17 protein-coding genes and 1 pseudogene are annotated in these 18,032 nt (G+C 61.3%); 13 read left to right on the forward strand and 5 right to left on the reverse strand.

Translation table 11 applies throughout. From position 1 onward, the window contains the following. The first annotated feature begins 32 nt into the window (after window positions 1–32). From mbnB to NEI07_RS08570, 9 genes and pseudogenes are all read left to right on the forward strand, one after another. Entirely contained in the window at window positions 33–860 is an 828-nt protein-coding gene (mbnB, locus tag NEI07_RS08530) for a methanobactin biosynthesis protein MbnB (RefSeq protein ID WP_328516970.1), read from the forward strand. Continuing rightward, the gene (gene mbnC, locus NEI07_RS08535; protein ID WP_256034007.1) at window positions 844–1,419 is read left to right on the forward strand and encodes a methanobactin biosynthesis protein MbnC; all 576 of its coding nucleotides are present in this window, start codon (window positions 844–846) and stop codon (window positions 1,417–1,419) included. The genes mbnB and mbnC overlap by 17 nt, the downstream gene beginning before the upstream one ends. After that, complete coding sequence (gene mbnM / locus NEI07_RS08540; protein ID WP_256034009.1) at window positions 1,416–2,717, forward strand: multi antimicrobial extrusion protein MatE; 1,302 nt, start codon at window positions 1,416–1,418, stop codon at window positions 2,715–2,717. The genes mbnC and mbnM overlap by 4 nt, the downstream gene beginning before the upstream one ends. Then, complete coding sequence (mbnF, locus tag NEI07_RS08545; protein ID WP_256034011.1) at window positions 2,714–4,360, forward strand: methanobactin biosynthesis FAD monooxygenase MbnF; 1,647 nt, start codon at window positions 2,714–2,716, stop codon at window positions 4,358–4,360. Before mbnM ends, mbnF begins: the two co-directional genes overlap by 4 nt. Window positions 4,361–4,482: 122 nt before the next feature. Then, window positions 4,483–5,058, forward strand: a pseudogene (gene cysC / locus NEI07_RS08550) (adenylyl-sulfate kinase); the annotation flags it as partial. A gap of 31 nt (window positions 5,059–5,089) precedes the next feature. Continuing rightward, the gene (locus tag NEI07_RS08555) at window positions 5,090–6,097 is read left to right on the forward strand and encodes a sulfotransferase family protein (RefSeq protein WP_256034012.1); all 1,008 of its coding nucleotides are present in this window, start codon (window positions 5,090–5,092) and stop codon (window positions 6,095–6,097) included. Between the two features lie 129 nt (window positions 6,098–6,226). Next, window positions 6,227–7,279 carry a GTP 3',8-cyclase MoaA gene (gene moaA, locus NEI07_RS08560; RefSeq protein ID WP_256034013.1) on the forward strand — a complete coding sequence of 351 codons (1,053 nt, stop codon included), beginning with the start codon at window positions 6,227–6,229 and terminating at the stop codon, window positions 7,277–7,279. 2 nt (window positions 7,280–7,281) lie between these two features. Next, a complete protein-coding gene (locus NEI07_RS08565) occupies window positions 7,282–8,157 on the forward strand; it encodes an NAD(P)-dependent oxidoreductase (RefSeq protein ID WP_256034014.1) in 876 nt (291 codons plus the stop codon). A gap of 321 nt (window positions 8,158–8,478) precedes the next feature. Further along, a complete protein-coding gene (locus NEI07_RS08570) occupies window positions 8,479–8,643 on the forward strand; it encodes a hypothetical protein (RefSeq protein WP_256034015.1) in 165 nt (54 codons plus the stop codon). Between the two features lie 140 nt (window positions 8,644–8,783). Here NEI07_RS08570 and arsA read toward each other — a convergent pair whose 3' ends face one another. The 5 genes from arsA to NEI07_RS08595 are packed head-to-tail and all read right to left on the reverse strand — an operon-like array spanning window position 8,784 to window position 12,229. Further along, a complete protein-coding gene (gene arsA, locus NEI07_RS08575) occupies window positions 8,784–10,553 on the reverse strand; it encodes an arsenical pump-driving ATPase (RefSeq protein ID WP_256034016.1) in 1,770 nt (589 codons plus the stop codon). Window positions 10,554–10,562: 9 nt separating this feature from the next. Then, window positions 10,563–10,919: an arsenite efflux transporter metallochaperone ArsD gene (arsD, locus tag NEI07_RS08580; protein WP_256034017.1), complete on the reverse strand. Its 357-nt coding sequence runs from the start codon at window positions 10,917–10,919 to the stop codon at window positions 10,563–10,565. 16 nt (window positions 10,920–10,935) lie between these two features. Further along, complete coding sequence (gene arsC, locus NEI07_RS08585; protein ID WP_256034018.1) at window positions 10,936–11,352, reverse strand: arsenate reductase (glutaredoxin); 417 nt, start codon at window positions 11,350–11,352, stop codon at window positions 10,936–10,938. 45 nt (window positions 11,353–11,397) lie between these two features. Then, window positions 11,398–11,892, reverse strand: a complete 495-nt coding sequence (locus NEI07_RS08590; RefSeq protein ID WP_256034019.1) for an ArsI/CadI family heavy metal resistance metalloenzyme — start codon at window positions 11,890–11,892, stop codon at window positions 11,398–11,400. Continuing rightward, a complete protein-coding gene (locus NEI07_RS08595; RefSeq protein WP_328516967.1) occupies window positions 11,858–12,229 on the reverse strand; it encodes an ArsR/SmtB family transcription factor in 372 nt (123 codons plus the stop codon). Before NEI07_RS08595 ends, NEI07_RS08590 begins: the two co-directional genes overlap by 35 nt. Before the next feature lie 269 nt (window positions 12,230–12,498). Here NEI07_RS08595 and NEI07_RS08600 point away from each other — a divergent pair, with 269 nt between their 5' ends. The 4 genes from NEI07_RS08600 (at window position 12,499) to NEI07_RS08615 (ending at window position 17,969) form a co-directional block, all read left to right on the forward strand. Then, entirely contained in the window at window positions 12,499–13,116 is a 618-nt protein-coding gene (locus NEI07_RS08600) for a LysE family translocator (RefSeq protein WP_256034021.1), read from the forward strand. 411 nt (window positions 13,117–13,527) lie between these two features. Further along, window positions 13,528–14,805 (forward strand): urea ABC transporter substrate-binding protein, encoded by a 1,278-nt coding sequence (locus NEI07_RS08605; protein ID WP_256034022.1) that lies wholly within the window; start codon window positions 13,528–13,530, stop codon window positions 14,803–14,805. A gap of 3 nt (window positions 14,806–14,808) precedes the next feature. After that, on the forward strand, window positions 14,809–17,580 hold the full coding sequence (locus NEI07_RS08610) for a response regulator (protein WP_256034023.1): 2,772 nt from the start codon (window positions 14,809–14,811) through the stop codon (window positions 17,578–17,580). Window positions 17,581–17,597: 17 nt separating this feature from the next. Then, window positions 17,598–17,969 (forward strand): response regulator, encoded by a 372-nt coding sequence (locus NEI07_RS08615; RefSeq protein WP_175094698.1) that lies wholly within the window; start codon window positions 17,598–17,600, stop codon window positions 17,967–17,969. Window positions 17,970–18,032 lie beyond the last annotated feature (63 nt).

Below are 18,032 nucleotides of genomic sequence, written 5' to 3' on the forward strand. Positions count from 1 at the left end.
CGTTACGCGGCCAAAACGAAGGCGACAAAGAGATGCGGCTTGGCTTCAATTTCACGCTCGGCGACACCTATGACACTGTCCAGCGGCTGCTCGCCGAGGGGCGCATCGACTATTGCGAATTTCTCATCGACAATTTTTTCTGCGTCGATCCGGACGAACTGGCCAAGGCGTTCGATTGCCCGATCGGCCTGCACATTATGTATTCGAGGTTTCTCGAAGCCGATCGGCCGACGCTCGTCGATTTCGCCGTTCGGCTCAGAGATTATATCGACGCATTAAATCCGATTTACGTCTCCGACCATATTCTGCGCTTTTCTCACGAAGGGCGCGCCTTCTTTCACTTGGGCGAAATCGACTATTCCGCCGAATATGAAGTGGTGCGCGACAAGGTCGTCGAGTGGCAGGAGATCGTCGGGCGGCGCATTCATTTTGAAAATTACCCCTCGATCATGGATGGGGGGAGAGAGGCGCCCGCCTTCTTCGAGCGCCTCATGAAGGAAACGGACGCGGGCGTGTTGTTCGACGCCTCCAACGCCGTCTGCTCCCATCGCAATTGCGGGACGCCGTTCGAGGCCTGGCGCAACGTCATCGCCAACGCCCAGCATTTTCACGTCGCCGGCTACCGGCAATCCTTGATCGAGCCCTTCATTTCGCTCGACACCCACGCCGAGGCGCTGGCGCCGGACACGCTCGCCTTCCTTCGGAATTTTCGATCGGTCTTCGACAAGCCTGGCGCAACGATGACCTATGAGCGCGACGATCAGATCGAGTTTGACGATATCGTCGTCGATCTGAAAGCGCTGCGCGATCTGTTCGGCCAACCGGAAGAAAGGCGTCACGACCTTGCTCTCACTGCCTAGTCGAACTGATCGCGACCTCTACCCTGCGCTAATGTCGCCGGAGCTGAACGCAAAATATCCCGCGGACCACAAGGCTTTCGTGCGGATCGACGTGAGCCTGCGCGTCTATTGGCACACGCTCTTCGACATCTGCCCAGAGCTATTGGAGCTTTCCGGTCCGGACGGCATGTCAATTTTTCGGCCTTTCATGGCCTGGGCCGGAGAGAAGAAGCTCGCCTTCGACTGGTCCTATTATCTTTGGGTCTATGTTTGGCTGCGCCAATCGCCGTTCAAGGAACGGCTGTTGGCGGACGACAAATATCTCCGCTCGATCATGGCGGCCTCCGCCGCACGTTGGGCGATCCTCGATCGCGGTCGAAGCCGCGGGATCGTGATCGGATGCGCTGATACGGCGGATCTCGTCATCGGCTGGAAATGCCGCAACGTTCGCTTGGGACGGGAGATCGAGCTTATTGAACCCGAGGAGCCGTTGCCGGCGCCTTCAGACCTGTTCGGCTACTTTACGCTGCCGAGCTTTGAACTCGACATCTTTCCGGGGTGGCAGAGCCTCGCGCGATGACAAGCGCGCCGCTGTGGCGCGGATACTGGTTCCTGTTCGCCAGCACCTCCGCAGCCGCCTTCATCATGCAGATCGATCTCGCCATGGTCGCGCGATTGGGCGGCCGTGCGTCAGGGGCCTATGCGATTCTGATGCGCATCACGCTGCTCGATGTCGCGGTCACCATCGCTTCCGCCGCCGTCGCCGCCATCGCACTTGGCCATGCTCAAAAGAATGGCGCGACCGCCGACGCGATCGAAAAAACCTGCGCGCTCTCCCTCGCGCTTGGCGTCGCAACAGCGATTTTCGGCTACTTCGCCTATCCGGTCGTTCTTGACGCCATGATGGGCGACGCCGTCGCCGCTCCCTATATCGGCGCCCCGATCCTTTGGCTGGTCGCCGGCGCGCCATTCCGAGTTCTTTCGAACACGCAGGGATTCCTGTTGCACGCGCTCGGACGCGGCGGTTCGGTTCTCACATGGAAGCTCGCCGAAATTCCAGCGAAAGCCGGGGCCAACGTCCTGTTTATACAGACCCTCGGATTGGGTTTTACCGGCTGTTTTCTCGCGGGCTGCGTCGTCGCCGCCGCCTCGTCCTTTTGGTTGTGGACACGGCTGCACGCGCATGGCGCGCGCCAATTGCGCCTTCCTGAACTCGCCTTTGCGCGCTCCTTTCTGAGTGGAGCTTTCTGGGAAGCATTGCGGGTGCTGTCGCCGCAGGCTGCAATGCTCTTCTCGCTAACGCTCTTCTCGCTCCCCTGGCATTACGCCGCGAATGGTCAACGCCTCGACTCCTACGCGGCCGCGCAAACCTTCATGCTGTTCATTCTTGGTCCGCTGATCACGCTGACGCGTTTTCTCGCCATTCGCCTGCCGTCGAGTTCTCATGAAGAGTGGATGACGACGCTCGCGCCGATGGTTCGGGTCGGCGCGCCAATCGCGCTGACGGCCGCCGTCTTGCTGCTCTTCGCGCGCGACTGGATCGGGGACGCTCTCTACCGCCAACACGGACCCTGGTGGTCCGTTTTCGTCGCCTGCTTGGCTCTTTCCATACCCGTCCGATTCATCGGAAGCATCGTCCGAGGACTAACGCTCGCTCGGAGCGCCTTCTCAGAACTGACATCCGTCGATGTGCTTGCGCAGTGGCTCATCGCGCCGCTGTTCATTCTGTTCGGTCTCTCCGTGAACAATCCGGCGATCGCCTATCAGTCACTGATCTGGCCTGAGATCGTCGCTGTTTTCTTGCTCTGGCGCGGACTTCGATCCGCGCCCGAGGAGCCTCTTGGCGTCTCGTGGCCCTCCAAAGGACATGTGCAATGAGCGTGGAGCGAGTCCCAGTTCTTATTGTCGGAGCCGGCTATGCCGGTCTGTCTGCGGCGACGCTGCTTGCATGGCGCGGCGTCCCCTGCCGTCTCGTCGAGAGACGCGCGTCAACGTCGCGACTGCCTAAAGCGCACGGGATCAACCGCCGCAGCATGGAAGTTCTGCGCGTCGTCCCCGGCTTGGAGGATGCGCTGTTTGCGGCAAGTCGCGCCGGCGCCAATGAGTCCACGCTCATCATCGCAGAGACGGCGACGAGCCAGCCGATTGAAACGCTCGTCACCAAGACGTCGCTCGATGCGACCGCAGTATCACCCAGCAAGATATGCACAGCGGGCCAGGATCGGGTTGAGCCCGTGCTGCTGCGCTTCGCTCGCGAGAACGGCGCCGACGTTCGATTTTCGACGACGCTGGAGCGCTTCTCGCAGCGGAACGACGGCGTCGAAGCGATCCTGCGCGACGAGGCGTCGGGACAAGAGACGACGGTTTTTGCCGACTACATGATCGCCGCGGACGGCGCCGGCGGAACGATCCGCGACGCCGGCGGCGTCAAGTTGGAAGGTCCCGGCGTTCTCGCCGATACGATCTCGGTGCTGTTTGAGGCCGATCTCGACGCTATCCTGCCGGGCGACGGATTTGCGCTCTATTATCTGCGCAACCCGGCGTTCAGCGGCGCCTTCGTCACCTGCGACGAACCCAACCATGGCCAGATCAACATAGAATATGATTCGACCCGCAATCAGGCCTCAGATTTCGATGAAGTGCGATGCGAAGAGCTGGTTCGACAATCACTTGGCGTCGCCGACCTTGCGGTAAAGATTCACGACATACGACCCTGGCGGATGGCCGCTCTCCTCGCCGATCGCATGTCTTTCGGGCGGGTGTTTCTTGCGGGCGACTGCGCTCACATCACGCCGCCCGTCGGCGGATTGGGAGGACAAACCGCGATCCAGGACGCCGCAGATCTGGCGTGGAAACTTGCGCTCGTCGTCAAGGACCAGGCCGCGCCCTCGCTGCTCGATAGCTATGCGATCGAGCGTAGGCCCGTCGCGCGGATCGCGATCGCGCGATCCATCGCCAATTACGTCGAGCGCCTCCTGCCCGATCGTCAGGACATCCGCATTCGGGAAGACGAATATGGACTTCTCGAAACATCGATGGGCTATCGCTACCGCTCTGACGCAATCATCCCTGATGAATTCGACGATGGCGCATGCGTCGAAGATCCTCTTCGCCCGAGCGGCGCGCCCGGAGCGCGTCTTCCGCATGTCTGGCTGCGGCGCGGCGAGGAGACGATCTCCTCTCACGATCTGATCGGACGCGATTTTATGCTCTTCGCCGGTCTGGACGGCGGCGACTGGATCGAGGCGGCGGAACGTGTCGCCCGTCGTTCAGGGGCGCCGCTTAGCGTCTGCCGCCTGGGATTTGACGTCGTCGACCCCGACGCGCTGTTTCTGCCGCGTCTCGGCGTCTCGCGAGAAGGCGCGCTGCTCGTGAGGCCCGACGGATACATATGCTGGCGGTCGCGCGGACGAAGCCCTGATCCGCTCGCAACGCTCGAAGCGAGTTTCGCGCGGGCCAGAGGCGAAAGGATCGCCGAGGGCTCGTCGCGGATCGAGACTCTGGTCGGAGCGTCGGCATGACGTCGCGGACTTCGACCCCACTCCCTCATGATCGCCGGTCGCCGGATGCAACCTCCGCCTATCACGAAGATCAAACCGACGCGCTTTGCGCGAATGCAGCGAACCTGACCGACCCGAAACGGCAGTCGATCGCGGTGACGAAACGCGAGCGGTCGATGATCAAGGGCCAGCGTCCGGCGGTCATTTGGCTTACCGGATTGTCTGGCGCGGGCAAATCGACGATCGGCAATCTTGTCGAGCGAAAACTTGTGACGCGCGGCGCGCACACGATCCTTCTCGATGGCGACATGCTGCGCTGCGGGCTGAACGAAGATCTGGGTTTTACAAGCATCGATCGAAGAGAAAACATCCGCAGGGTCGGCGAGGTCGCCAAGCTCATGACCGAGGCCGGCCTCATTGTCATCTGCGCGCTCATTTCACCGTTCCGCGCCGAACGACTTGCGGTGCGGCGACTTTTCGCGCCCGGCGAATTTGTTGAAGTGTTCGTCGACACGCCGCTCCAGGCTTGTGTCGCGCGCGATCCGAAAGGGCTCTATAGGCGCGCGCTCGCCAACGAAATCGCGAATTTTACGGGAATACATCAGCCCTACGAGCCGCCAGAGCGGCCTGAACTGATTTTACGGACGTTGGATGGATCGCCCGATCAAGTCGCTGATCGGCTCCTCGAAGTCATTCAACCGTTCTTGACCGCAGTTTGAGGTCGGCGTCCGCCCGATTGGAGAATGACTCATGTCTGTTTCCGTCCCCGACATGTCGATGAATGGGACCTTTTCCGGCCTCGCCGTCGACCCGAAAAGACTCGAGACGCTTCACCGTCCTTATCAGGACTTCCGCCGGCGAACCGAAGCCGGCGGCGCGTGGCGGAATCTGCCCTTGGAAGTCGCACACAACTTCCGACGCTATTATTTTTTCAATCCGCCAAAATGGCGGGTGTGGGCGCGCACGCTCGGCTCCGGCGAACGCATGGCGCCGTCCTTCGCGTCGATTGGCGCGGTGCGCTCCGGCACGTCTTTTCTCTCCTCTTATATTTTCCAGCATCCGCACGTCGTGCTGCCGCTGTCGAAGGAAATCTCCTTCACGGAGACGATGCGCGAGCTCATGGCGCATTTTCCGACGCTCGCGGCGCAAAGGGCGGCGGAGCAGCGGAACGGCGGCGCGATCACCGGCTACTGCACGCCGGTCATGCCCAATCCCTTATGGATATTCCTGGCGCAGTCGATGTTTCCAGACATGCGCATCATCTGCGTTCTGCGCGATCCGGTGGCGCGCGCCTTTTCGCACTGGCGATGGGATCAGAAGCGTTTCATCAGCCGCAAGACGCAGGATCCGCACTGGAAGGGCTTTCCGGATTTCGAAACCTTGATCGAGGCCGAAAAGGCGACGATACGCGGCGGCGGCATGGAGCCGCATGCGTTTTCCGGCGCGCGCGCCGGCTATTTGCGGCACAGCATCTACGCGCCCTTTATGCGCCTGCTGTTCGAGAAATTCGGCAGAGACCGCGTTTTCATCGTCGATGCGGCGGAATTTTTTCGAGATCCGCAATCGACCGCGAAGGAGATTTACGCCTTTCTTGGCCTGCCCGAAGTCGAGCCGCTCGTGATCGAGGAGCAAAATCCGGGTCCGCCCGGAAAACTCGACGACGGCGTTCGGGAGAATTTGGCCGCGTTTTTCCAGCCCTACAATGAAGAACTCTACGCGCTGCTCGACAGGGACTTCGGCTGGGGCGCCGCCCGATGAGGCGACATGCCGCGGCAGACCTCTCCTTTCTCCTGGTCTCGGCCCTTGCCGACTTAAGGGGTGGGCTTCACGGGGCCGCGTTCCGGCAATATATGGAGGACGCCGAATTTCCGCCGGTTCGAGGTAAGGATGAACGCCCACGCCAGAGGGCCTGCAATTGCGACGCCCGCGGCCGCCGCGCCGGCGCCGCTTGTCGACCCTTTTGGGCGGACGATCTCCTATCTGCGCGTTTCGGTCACGGATCGATGCGATTTCCGCTGCGTCTATTGCATGTCGGAACATATGCAATTCCTGCCACGGCGCGACCTGCTGACGCTCGAGGAACTCGACAGGCTGTGCTCCGCTTTCGTCTCGCGCGGAACCAAAAGGCTGCGCATCACCGGCGGCGAGCCGCTGGTGCGCCACGACGTGATGAAGCTGTTTCGCGCCCTCTCGCGCCATCTCGACACGGGCGCGCTCGAGGAGCTGACGCTCACCACTAACGGCTCGCAGCTTTCGCGTTTCGCGGCCGAACTCGCCGACTGCGGCGTGCGGCGCGTCAATGTCTCTCTCGACACGCTCGACCCGGACCGCTTCAGCGCCCTGACCCGCACCGGCGCACATGCCCAGGTGCTGGCGGGAATCGCCGCGGCCCGCGCCGCCGGCCTCAAAGTGAAGCTCAACGCCGTGGCGCTGAAAGGCGTGAACGAAGACGAATTCGTCCCGCTCGTGCGCTTTGCGCACGAAAGCGGGATGGACATGACCTTCATCGAAGTGATGCCGCTCGGCGAACTCGAGGGGCCGGAACGCGCCGACCAATATCTGCCGATGCAGGAGGTGCGCGATCGGCTGAGCAACTCCTTCACGCTCGACGAGATCGACTATCGCACCGGCGGACCGGCGCGTTACATGCGGTCGCGCGAAACCGGCGGGCGCATCGGCTTCATCACGCCGCTCACCCATAATTTCTGCGAAAGCTGCAATCGCGTGCGCGTCACCTGCACCGGGACGCTTTATATGTGCCTCGGCCAGGAGGACGCGGCGGACCTTCGCGCGCCGCTGCGCGAAAGCGCCGACGACGCGCTGCTGCATCAGGCGATCGAAGCCGCGATCCTGCGCAAGCCCAAGGGCCACGATTTTGTGATCGATCGAACCGCGCCGGCGCCCGCTGTCGCGCGCCACATGAGCATGACGGGCGGCTGATTATGGAGCCCCTTTCGCTCGCTTTTATCGGCCTTGGCGTCATGGGTTATCCCATGGCCGGCCATCTTCATCGCGCCGGCCACAAGGTGCGGGTCTATAACCGCACCGCCGCCAAGGCCGAGAAATTCGTGGCGGACCATCCCGGCGCGGCATGGTTCTCGACGCCGGCCGAAGCCGCAAATGGCGCAGAATTCGTCTTTTCCTGCGTCGGCAATGACGACGATCTGCGCGCGGTGACGATCGGCGACGGCGGCGCCTTCGCGGGCATGTCGGCGGGCGCGATCTTCGCCGACCATACGACGGCTTCTGCGGAGGTGGCGCGGGAACTCCACGCCGCAGCGGCCGAGCGCGGGTTCGGCTTCATCGACGCGCCGATTTCCGGCGGCCAGGCCGGAGCCGAGAAGGGCGCGCTGACCGTCATGTGCGGCGGCGATCCGTCGAATTTCGCCAAGGCGGAGCCGGTGATCGCCTGCTACGCGCGGGCGTGCCGGCTGATGGGACCGCCGGGCGCCGGGCAGCTCACCAAGATGGTCAATCAGATCGCCATCGCCGGCCTCGTCCAGAGCCTGGCGGAGGCGCTGCATTTCGCCGTCGCCGCCGGCCTCGACGCAGAGAACGTCGTCGATCTCCTAAAGAACGGCGCGGCGCAGTCGTGGCAGATGGAAAATCGCACAAAAACAATGCTTGCCGGCGAGTTCGACTTCGGGTTCGCGGTCGAATGGATGCGCAAGGACCTATCGATCTGCCTCGCCGAGGCGCGGCGCAATGGCGCGCGGCTGCCGGTCGCGGCGCTCGTCGACCAGTTCTACGCTGAGGTCGAGAAAATGGGCGGGCGGCGGTGGGACACGTCGAGCCTCATCGCCCGTCTTGAGCGATAGGGCGGATTTAAGGCTAAATCTTAAAATTTCGTAAATTTCGTGACTGCGGCGGAACCATTAGCGGGGCCGCCGCGTTTCTCCCCGGCAAAAGAGGAAGCGTCCAGGTTCGCATCGTTCGAGTAGCGAGCCGGGAGAGAATTCCCGATCCACCCTGTGGGAGCCCTATTAATGGCCGTTTCGCGCGAAAGCCCTTTCGCAAGCCGCACGTCCCGGATTGTTCTCGGCTTCACAGTCGCCATATGCGCGGTTGCTGCTGTCGCAGCCGCGCCTTCAGCGTCTGATCCGAAGATTCAATCCACCGCCACTGGCGTCCAAGCCGCCGTGAGCCTTAACGACGTCGGCATGCGTCCGCTTGCGCGCGGGCCGGCAATCCGAGTGGGGCGCGCCTACGGCGCGGAGGATGAAGACTGCACGCTCGTCATCACGCCGAAAGCTGACGAGCGGGGTCGCGTCCGTTACATGCGTAGCGTCTCCTGCGCCAATTGACGCCGAGAGTCGCGCACCCGGATTAGGCCAAAGGGCTGGCCTTGGGCGAGGATCGTTCGGAAACGGACGTCCTCGCCTTTTTCTTTTTCCGGCCCAATGATCCGCTCGTTCCTTGCAGGCCGAACAGGATGACGAGCGTTTCAGGCGGGTTCAGTCGCATGGCCAGCCAATTCCAGAAGGCGCGGCGCCCCGACCGGCTCGTCCCTTAGCAGCGGCACGACGGCGTAGCGGCGCGCGTGGATTGTCGCGACCTTTTCCATTTCCGCCAGCTCGTTCTCGGCGCGCTTGCGTAAGAGGGGCGAGCGTGGGCGCGCCGCCGCGACGCTGTTATTGATGACCCACGCCCAAGGTTCGATGTCCGCACGTCGCAAATCCGCTTGCAGATTGGCGGCCTCCAAGACCGGCGTCGTTTCCGCGAGCGTCACGAGCAAAACCTTGGTTCTGCGCGCGTCCTGAAGCTGCATCATCGGCGTCGTGTAATGCGCGCCCTTGGCGTCCAGCATCCGCGCAACCTCGCGGTGATAGGCCCCCGTTGCGTCCAAGAGCAGCAGCGTGTGGCCGGTCGGCGCGGTGTCCATGACGACGAATTTCTCGCCCGCTTCCCGAATGACGCGCGAGAAGGCCTGAAAGACGGCGATTTCCTCCGTGCACGGAGAACGCAAATCCTCTTCGAGTAGGGCGCGTCCCTGCGCGTCGAGCTTTGCGCCCTTCGTCCTCAGCACCTCTTGCCGGTAGCGTTCGGTTTCGGCGTGCGGGTCGATGCGGCTCACGGTCAGATTGTCGAGCGAACCATGCAGCGTTTCGGCGAGATGCGCGGCAGGGTCGGAGGTGGTGAGATGGACGGGCAGTCCGCGATGCGCCAGTTCGACGGCGACCGCCGCCGCAAGCGTCGTCTTGCCGACGCCGCCCTTGCCCATCAGCATGACGAGGCCATGACCATCGGCGGCGACGCCGTCCACCAGTTCTGACAGGCTGGGCGCGTGCAGTTCGACGGGTTCGCCGACTGCCGCTTCGATGTGCGATGGCGTCGCAACGAGGAGCTGGCGCAGCGCATCGAGCCCGACCAGATTGAACGGCTTCAACGGCACATAGTCGCAGGGCAAGCCCCGAAGCGCATCGGGCGTCGCCGCCAAAGCGGCTTGCTCGCGCGCGTAAAGGGCGGCGGCGAGCGCATCGAGCGCCGCTTCTTCCTTTGGCAGCAGACCATTTACGACGAGGAATTGTTGATGCAGGCCTATCGCCGCCAGCTCCTCATGCGTGCGCGAGGCTTCGCACAGCGCCGAATTTTGCGCGCGAGCGACGAGGATCAGGCGAGTGCGCCCACCGTCAGCCAAAGCGCCGACCGCGGCGCTGTATTGCGCGCGCTGCTTTTCCAATCCGGCAAGCGGACCGAGGCAGGATGCGTCGCCTTTCCCCGCCTCAAGGAAGCCGCTCCACGCGACGGGGAGCTGCAGCAGGCGGATGGTGTGACCGGTCGGGGCCGTATCGAAAATGATATGGTCGTATCCCGATGTAATGGCCTTGTCCGTCAACAGCGCGGTGAATTCGTCGAAGGCGGCGATTTCCGTCGTGCAGGCTCCGGAAAGCTGCTCTTCAATGCCCTTCACCACGGCGTCCGGCAGCTTGCCGCGCACGGGGCCGACGATACGGTCGCGATAGGCTTGGGCGGCGGCCTGTGGGTCAATTTCCAGCGCGAACAGGTTCGGCACGGCGTCAATCGCCGTGATTTTATCGCCGATGCCGACCCCGAACGCCTGCCCGACATTCGAGGCCGGATCGGTGCTGACGAGCAGCACGCGGCGTCCGGCTTCCGCGAGTTTTATCGCCGTCGCGCAGGCAATCGAGGTTTTCCCAACGCCGCCCTTGCCCGTGAAGAAAAGGAAGCGCGGAGCCTGTTCAAGGAATTTCATTTCGGCCTTTCAGCAGCAGGAGGAGCCGCTGCAACATGCACCTGGTTTTGTTTCCTCGACCTTTTTGAGGCCCGCCCAGCGCGCAAGTTCCTCGCGGTTCGGATAGCGTCCGGCGAGCGCGATTTCGCCGTCAATGAGGATCAGCGGCAGGGCTTCCTGCCCCGAGCGTTCGAGAAAGCCCTTAACTCTCGCATTTTCGGCAAAGACCATGGGCTCCTGGGCGAGATTGAAGCGCTCGATGTGCGCGCCGTTCTGCTTCGCCCAATCAACGTCGGCGGCAAAGGTCACGAGCGCCTGATCGGTCTCGACGCCGCAGACGCCGGTGCTGCAACATAGGGCGGGATCAAAAACTTGAATGGTTGTCATTTTCGTCCTTTCAGGATTAAGGTTGCGGGGCGCTGCCGATGACGACTTCGCCATCTTCCTTGATGAACTCGCCAATGGCGGGATTGGGGAGGATATCGAGCACGGTTTCCGAGGGTCGGCACAGCCGCGCGCCCTTCGGCGTCACGACGATTGGACGGTTGATGAGAACCGGATGTTCGAGCATGAAGCCGATCAATTCCTCTTCCGTCCACTTTGGATCGCCAAGGCCGAGCGCGTCATAGGGCGCGCCTTTCTGGCGCAGCAGCTCGCGCGCTGAAATGCCCATGGCTTTCAGTAGCTCCACAAGTCGCTCGCGCGTCGGCGGATCTTTCAGATATTCGATGACGACCGGCTCTTCGCCGCTCTGGCGGATCATCGCCAGCGTGTTGCGCGACGTGCCGCAGGCGGGATTGTGGTAGATGGTGATGGTCATCGCTCAGGCGTCCTTTTGTGGCCATGGCTTGCGCCTGAAACCGTCTCAATCATTCTGAGCTCCAGAACAACAGGCGGCTTCAATCACGGGCGCTGGCTTCGCGCCGCAGCAGGGTGAGGGCTCCTCCTTCACGGCGCTCGTGCGGAATCTCGCAAGCGCTTCATCGTCGCCGTAAATCGTGCTTTCGCCGCTTGTTAGGAACGACTCCCACAAGAGCCCTTGCGGGTCGGACGTCCATGCTTTCTCCGACTTGGCGTAGCAGCAGGTTGTCGCGCCCTCTTCCAGCACAGGCCGTTGAGCCTGTTGCAGACGGCCATAGACTTCTTTCAGCTCTTCGCTCGTCTCGACCTCGATCCCGAGATGATCGACGCCCGCCCCTCCGCCGCGCGACGATATCGCGAAGTTTACGCACGGATCATCCAGCATCCATTTCGCGTAGTCAGGTTTAGCGACGGTCGGCGCCGACGCGAAAAGCGCGCTGTAAAACTGGATGGACCCCGCAAGGTCATCGACGGATACGTGCACGTGCAGGCGTTTCATGGCTTCCCTTTGGCTGGCAAGTTGAAGGAGCGGCGCCTTCGCATGGGGCGGTTGCGCCTTGGCAACAATTCTCGGTCATGTAGGCAAGCAACGCGCTCATGACCGGATAAGCCGCCGAGTAGATCAGCGACCGGCTTTCACGCCTAAAGGTGATGAGGTCCGCGTGCTTGAGCTGGCTCAGGTGGAAAGACAGCGTCGCTGGCGGGAGCGCGAGCCGCTCGCCGATTTGCCCAGCGGCGAGCCCCTTGGGCCCGGCTTGCATGAGCAGCCGAAAAATATCGAGCCGCGTTTCGTGACCCAGCGCGACAAGAGCGGCTATGGCGCCATTCTTTTCCATATTTCCAATATGGTGGAAATATTCGCCGAGTCAAGCCTGTCCAAAACATGCAGATCATGCAGATAGAGTGGAGCGCAGAAAAACGTGACGTTGTCCTTCATCCAGTCAAACTTTGACGGCGGAAAGGATGATGGCAGCCAGCAGCAGGAGCAAAATTGCTCTGCGACGCCGAGCAGCCGCGTGACATGCCGTCAGGTCGGGCTGTTGCCTGCGAAAGCGGAATTCTTCAAAATCGCGCCATGTCAGCTTCCAATTGTTTGGAGTCAAATATGACTTTCTCCGTTTGGTTAGCCTTCGCCGCCGCGTCTGTCGTAATGGGGTTGATCCCGGGACCGGGCGTAGCCGCGATCATCGGTTACGCGCTCGGCTCTGGACGCAAGACTGCGTTGGCCTCCGTCGCTGGCATGACGGTGGGTAATGCGATTGCGATGACGTTATCGCTTGTCGGCGTTGGCGCGTTACTCGCCGCCTCGGCGCTAGCGTTCTCTGCACTAAAGTGGATTGGCGCGGTATATCTGGTTGTCCTCGGTCTCTACACGTTCTTCAAAGCCAACCGGGCAACAGCAGAACTAAAGATCGACGCAATCTCTCCACGCACCGCATTTCTCGGGAACGTCGCCGTCGGCGTCTTTCACCCCAAGACCATCATTTTTTACGTATCCTTCGTGCCCCAATTCATCGATGCGAATGGTAGTTATCCGTTGCAGGCAGCGGTGCTAACGGTGACATTCTGCTTAATCGTGGCCGCCACAGACGCAGGCTACGCACTGGCGGCCTCCACAGCGCGATCGTTGCTCTTCCGCTCTGATGTTTCGGTCTGGACGAAGCGCGCCAGTGGCGGCGTTCTTGTCGCCGCAGGAATGGCGACGGCAGCGGCCAAAGCGTGAGAACATAAGCGGCACGACTCGTGGTAGAGCGAGGCGGAAGCGCGCCGAGCCGCGCTGTATGTTGAACTCACGCCGACGACGGCGAGCGCGTCAGTCGCAGGAACATCGCGCTGCGGCTCTCCACGCGTTCGCGAAGCGTCATCATCTCGTCGGTCATCGGCGGCTCCTCGGGTGCGTTGGCGTGTCGCCACCCGATCCTGCCGGCGTTTCGTTCATGACCACCGCAGGCCGCTCGCTCGCTACTGCGCTAGGAAAAGCGCGCTTCGCAACAAGCTTGCTCTCGCTCTGCTACGCCACCACTCTTACGATTAACTACAACTTGACGGCGCGCGTCTGGAAGGCGAGGCGGCGATCGCGTAAAATGACGTTCTGTCAATTTTAACAAACCTCGGAAGAAGCAGGATACGGCCAATGGCCCTCGAGAGTCCTCGCAGCGCGTGGAAAGGCTTTATCGCGGTCGCTATCGCCGCCGCGACGCTATTCGCCGCGACGATGTTCCTTTTCAGAGCGGAAAGCGCGCCGATCAAGGTCGGCATCCTGCATTCGCGCACTGGGCCGATGGCGATCAGCGAAAATTCAATGGTCGACGCGGAGCTGCTCGCGATTGAGGAGATCAATGCGAAGGGCGGCTTACTGGGACGCAAGATTCAGCCGATTATCGCCGACGGCAAATCCGATTGGCCGACATTCGCGAAAGAGGCCGAGCGCCTGATCACCGAGGAACACGTATCCGTGATCTTCGGATGCTGGACCTCCGCAAGCCGTAAGACGGTCGCGCCCATTATCGAAAAATATGGTCAGCTCTTAGTCTATCCTATGGCCTATGAGGGACTCGAACAGTCTCCCAACATTATCTACACGGGCGCGGCGCCCAATCAGCAGGTCATTCCGGCGATCAAATGGAGCCTCGATCACATTGGCAAACGATTCTATTTGATCGGCTCTGATTATGTTTGGCCGCACAGCATCAATGAAATCATGAAGGACACGATCCGCGCGCTTGGCGCGGAGCTTGTCGGCGAAGACTATATTTTCTTCGGAAGCGCCAACGTCTCTCGGGCGATCCAAAAAATCAAGCTGGCGCAGCCGGACGTTATTGTCAGTTCGGTCGTGGGCGATTCCAACAAGGCGTTCTATCAGGCGCTGACCGACGCTGGCCTTTCCGCGAACAAGTTGCCGGTTGTCTCCGTCAGCATCGGCGAAGAGGAGCTTCGCAGCCTGCCGATTGCGAGCCTCCAAGGCCATTACAGCGCCTGGAGTTATTTCGAGGCGATCAAGAAGCCGGAGAACGAGCGGTTCGTTCGCGCCTTTCGTGAAAGATATGGCGCCAACCGTGTGACGAGCGACGTTATTGCGACCTCCTACTTCAGCGTCATCTTATGGGCGAAGGCGGTCGAAGAGGCGCAGTCCTTCGACGTTCAGAGGGTCAAACGCACCATGCTGACCGAGACCCTCGATGCCCCCGAAGGTCTGGTGTCGGTTGATCCTTACACGCAGCATACTTGGCGGTCTTTCTCTGTCGGTAAAATTCAAACTGATGGCCGGATCGAGCTTGTCTGGACGATCGATCGTCCGATCCGTCCCGTGCCCTATCCGCCGACTCGCACAAAAGCCGAGTGGGAGGAATTTCTGACCGCCTTGTACAACAGTTGGGGCGGCAGATGGGCTAATCCGACAGAGGCGGACTGATCCATGAAGCTTCCCAGGCTCGATTTCCTCCGGCGCTCCATCGGCGCCAAGATCATCTTCTGGTTCCTTGCGATCAATATCGTCTCCTGCGGCCTCCTCGCCTGGCGAACCTATGACATTTCGCGAGAGTCACTCGAGCAGGCGATTCAGACGTCGTTGCAGGTTGTCGCCAAGAAGAAAGTGGAGCAGCTGGAGACTCTGACGCTTGAAAAAATCAGAAGCGTCGAATCTCTGATGCACAGCGCCTCAATTGGCGAGGCGACCCGGGAATTTTCCGAAGCCATAAGGACGAGCGGAAGAGACTCGGAATCCTATCGCCAAGCGGTCGCGAAACACGGCCCCACTCTCAAGCGTCTTTCCGACACGTTCAATTATGTGAATTGCGCGATTGTCTCGCCCGAAGGCTTAACGCTTTTCGAGCAATCGAACACCGCCCTATTCAACCCAAATTCGCCCAGCGGGCCGCTCACGGGAACGGAGCTTGCGGACACGATTAATCGGGCGCGCACATTGCTGCAGGCCGAAATCTCGGCGTTTCAGATCTACCCGGGGCTGAAGGAGCCTGCCGCATTTATTGCGGGGCCTGTTCTGGAAAACGGCGTCGTGATTGGCGTCGTCGTCTTTCAGCTCGATAATCAGGAGCTTTACAGCCTCATCAATGACTATACGGGTCTCGGCGAGACGGGAGAGGTGCTGGTCGCCGCCCGCCTTGATCAGGGCCAAATGGTCGTGGTTAACCCGCTGCGGCACGACGCTTCCAAGGCTTTCAGCATCAGGGCGTCGCTCGATGGCGGCGCTTTTCCCGCGCTCGCCAGGGCGCTCGCCGGCGTCCACGGCTCGGGTCTTTTCGATGACCTCGAGAACAGGCCGGTTGTCGCCTCGTGGACCTACGTTCCCTCATTTCGCTGGGGCATGGTCGTACAGCAGAGCACTAAGGAGGCCTTCGCGCTCACCAGCGCGCAAAAAGCGGCGACGCTCTGGCTGCTGTTCTTCATGATTCCGCCGATTATCGCTCTGGCCATGGGCGTCGCGCGCACGATCACCAAGCCCATCAAGACCGCTGTCGGCGTCGCCGAGAGGGTCGCCGCGGGGGATCTCGACGCAAATTTCGAGATTGGCAGCCGTGACGAAACGGGGCTCTTGCTGAGGGCGATCCGCTCCATGACCGTGGAGCTACGCGGACTATACGACTCCATGGAGGACAAGATCCGGGCGCGCACGCGCGAACTTCAGCTCGCGAACGAGGAATTGTCAGTCGCGCGCGTGGCGGCCGAGGAAGCCAGCAAGACAAAAAGCGCCTTTCTTGCAAACATGAGCCATGAGCTGCGCACGCCGCTCAACGCCATCATCGGTTATAGCGAAATGCTTCAGGAGAACGCGATCGACAATGGCGATCCAGAGCCGATCGAGGACCTGAAGCGGATCGAGAGCGCGGGCCGTCACCTGCTTGGCCTGATCAACGATATTCTCGACCTTTCCAAGATCGAAGCCGGAAAGATGGAGGTCTTCATCGAGAGGGTGGAGATCAGGCCTCTCGTGAACGAGGTCCTTTCCATCGTTCAGCCCCTCGCCGACAAGAACGGCAATACGCTTGAGCTTTCCTGCCCGGGCGACGTGGGCGGTTTTCTGTCCGACGAAACGAAGGTCAAACAGTGCCTGCTCAATCTCATGAGCAACGCAAACAAGTTCACGAGCCAGGGAAAAGTCTCTCTGACCGTCGAGCGGGACGCCGACGCTTCCGTGGTTTTCCACGTGTCGGACACGGGGCTCGGCATGACGCAGGAGCAGCTTGCCCGCCTCTTTCAGGCCTTCACCCAGGCGGACGCCTCGACCACGAAGCGCTTCGGAGGGACGGGGCTGGGCCTCGCGATCACCAAGCATTTTTGCACGGCGCTCGGCGGCGATATCTTCGTTGAGAGCACGCTGGGCGCAGGCTCGACCTTCACGATCAGGCTTCCGGACCGGCAGGAGCCCCTCGCCACGAAAAAACCGGCCGAATCGACGTCGTCCCGGTCTCTCGCGACGATACTGGTCGTCGACGACGACGCGACGGCGCGCGACCTGCTCACACGAACTTTGCAGAACAAGGGCTATCACGTCGTCGCCGCCCGTAACGGGCTGGAAGCGCTGTCCCTGGCGAGACAGCACAGGCCGCATGCGATCACGCTCGATGTGATGATGCCCCAGCTCGACGGCTGGAGCGTGCTCAGGCAGCTCAAGGAGGATGTCGAATTGCGGAACATCCCCGTCATCATGGTGACGATTCTCAACGAGCGCGCTCTGGCGATTCCGCTCGGGGCGGCGGAGCTTTTGACAAAGCCGATCGACCGTCAGCGCCTGACGGCCCTGATGACGCAATATTGCGGGACCTCGAGCGAAACGACGGTGCTCGTCATCGAGGACGACTCCGCGACGCGCGAGCTTCTTTGCCGCTGCGTTTCGGGCGCCGGCTACAAGGCTGAAGCCGCGATCAACGGGCGGGATGGGCTCGACTGGATCGCTGAAAATCCGGCGCCGGACCTTATCCTTCTCGACCTGATGATGCCAAATCTCGATGGCTTCGGTTTCTTGAGAGAATTGCGTAAGCGCCGCGCCTATGACCATTTGCCGGTCATCATCGTCACAGCGAAAGATCTTAGCGAAGAGGATATTTGCAAGCTGAAAGAATTTAGGGCTGACATCATCACAAAGGACCACGACTATCTTGAGGAGCTGGTGACGATTATGCGTCAGTGCCTCAATCCCAGCGCGGCGGACGCCGTCCAAGCGCATTGACATCGGAGACAGGATCGGTGGTGAAGATTTTGCTTGTCGAAGATAATGAGATGAACAGGGATATGCTGTCGCGGCGTCTCAGGCGCAATGGCTATGAAGTCGTGATCGCCATAGATGGCCAGCAGGGCGTCGAGATGGCCGCCGCCGAATCGCCCGACCTCATCCTGATGGACATGAGCCTGCCGGTCATCGATGGCTGGGAGGCGGCCCGCCGGGTCAGAGAAAACGAAGCGACGCGCAAGATTCCAGTCATCGCCCTCACAGCCCACGCGATGGCAGGGGACCGCGAGAAGGCGATCGAAGCGGGCTGCGACGACTATGACACGAAACCTGTCGAGATCACGCGTCTTCTGGGCAAGATCACGGCCCTGATTGAATCTGGCGCTTAGTATCGTCTGATCGATTGTCGTCTCGAAGCTCTCTTCGGCCATGCGCGGCCGGTAGCCGTCGAA

Origin of the sequence: Methylocystis suflitae (assembly GCF_024448135.1) — a bacterium.
Taxonomy (GTDB): domain Bacteria; phylum Pseudomonadota; class Alphaproteobacteria; order Rhizobiales; family Beijerinckiaceae; genus Methylocystis; species Methylocystis suflitae.

Bases quoted from the DNA above. Each gene is read 5' to 3' on its own strand.
- mbnB (WP_328516970.1), top strand. From the start codon at position 33: ATGCGGCTTGGCTTCAATTTCACGCTCGGCGACACCTATGACACTGTC.
- NEI07_RS08565 (WP_256034014.1), top strand. From the start codon at position 7,282: ATGGAGCCCCTTTCGCTCGCTTTTATCGGCCTTGGCGTCATGGGTTAT.
- arsC (WP_256034018.1), bottom strand. From the start codon at position 11,352: ATGACCATCACCATCTACCACAATCCCGCCTGCGGCACGTCGCGCAAC.
- NEI07_RS08590 (WP_256034019.1), bottom strand. From the start codon at position 11,892: ATGAAACGCCTGCACGTGCACGTATCCGTCGATGACCTTGCGGGGTCC.
- NEI07_RS08595 (WP_328516967.1), bottom strand. From the start codon at position 12,229: ATGGAAAAGAATGGCGCCATAGCCGCTCTTGTCGCGCTGGGTCACGAA.
- mbnF (WP_256034011.1), top strand. From the start codon at position 2,714: ATGAGCGTGGAGCGAGTCCCAGTTCTTATTGTCGGAGCCGGCTATGCC.
- NEI07_RS08600 (WP_256034021.1), top strand. From the start codon at position 12,499: ATGACTTTCTCCGTTTGGTTAGCCTTCGCCGCCGCGTCTGTCGTAATG.
- arsA (WP_256034016.1), bottom strand. From the start codon at position 10,553: ATGAAATTCCTTGAACAGGCTCCGCGCTTCCTTTTCTTCACGGGCAAG.
- mbnM (WP_256034009.1), top strand. From the start codon at position 1,416: ATGACAAGCGCGCCGCTGTGGCGCGGATACTGGTTCCTGTTCGCCAGC.
- NEI07_RS08605 (WP_256034022.1), top strand. From the start codon at position 13,528: ATGGCCCTCGAGAGTCCTCGCAGCGCGTGGAAAGGCTTTATCGCGGTC.
- NEI07_RS08610 (WP_256034023.1), top strand. From the start codon at position 14,809: ATGAAGCTTCCCAGGCTCGATTTCCTCCGGCGCTCCATCGGCGCCAAG.
- moaA (WP_256034013.1), top strand. From the start codon at position 6,227: ATGAACGCCCACGCCAGAGGGCCTGCAATTGCGACGCCCGCGGCCGCC.
- NEI07_RS08555 (WP_256034012.1), top strand. From the start codon at position 5,090: ATGTCTGTTTCCGTCCCCGACATGTCGATGAATGGGACCTTTTCCGGC.
- arsD (WP_256034017.1), bottom strand. From the start codon at position 10,919: ATGACAACCATTCAAGTTTTTGATCCCGCCCTATGTTGCAGCACCGGC.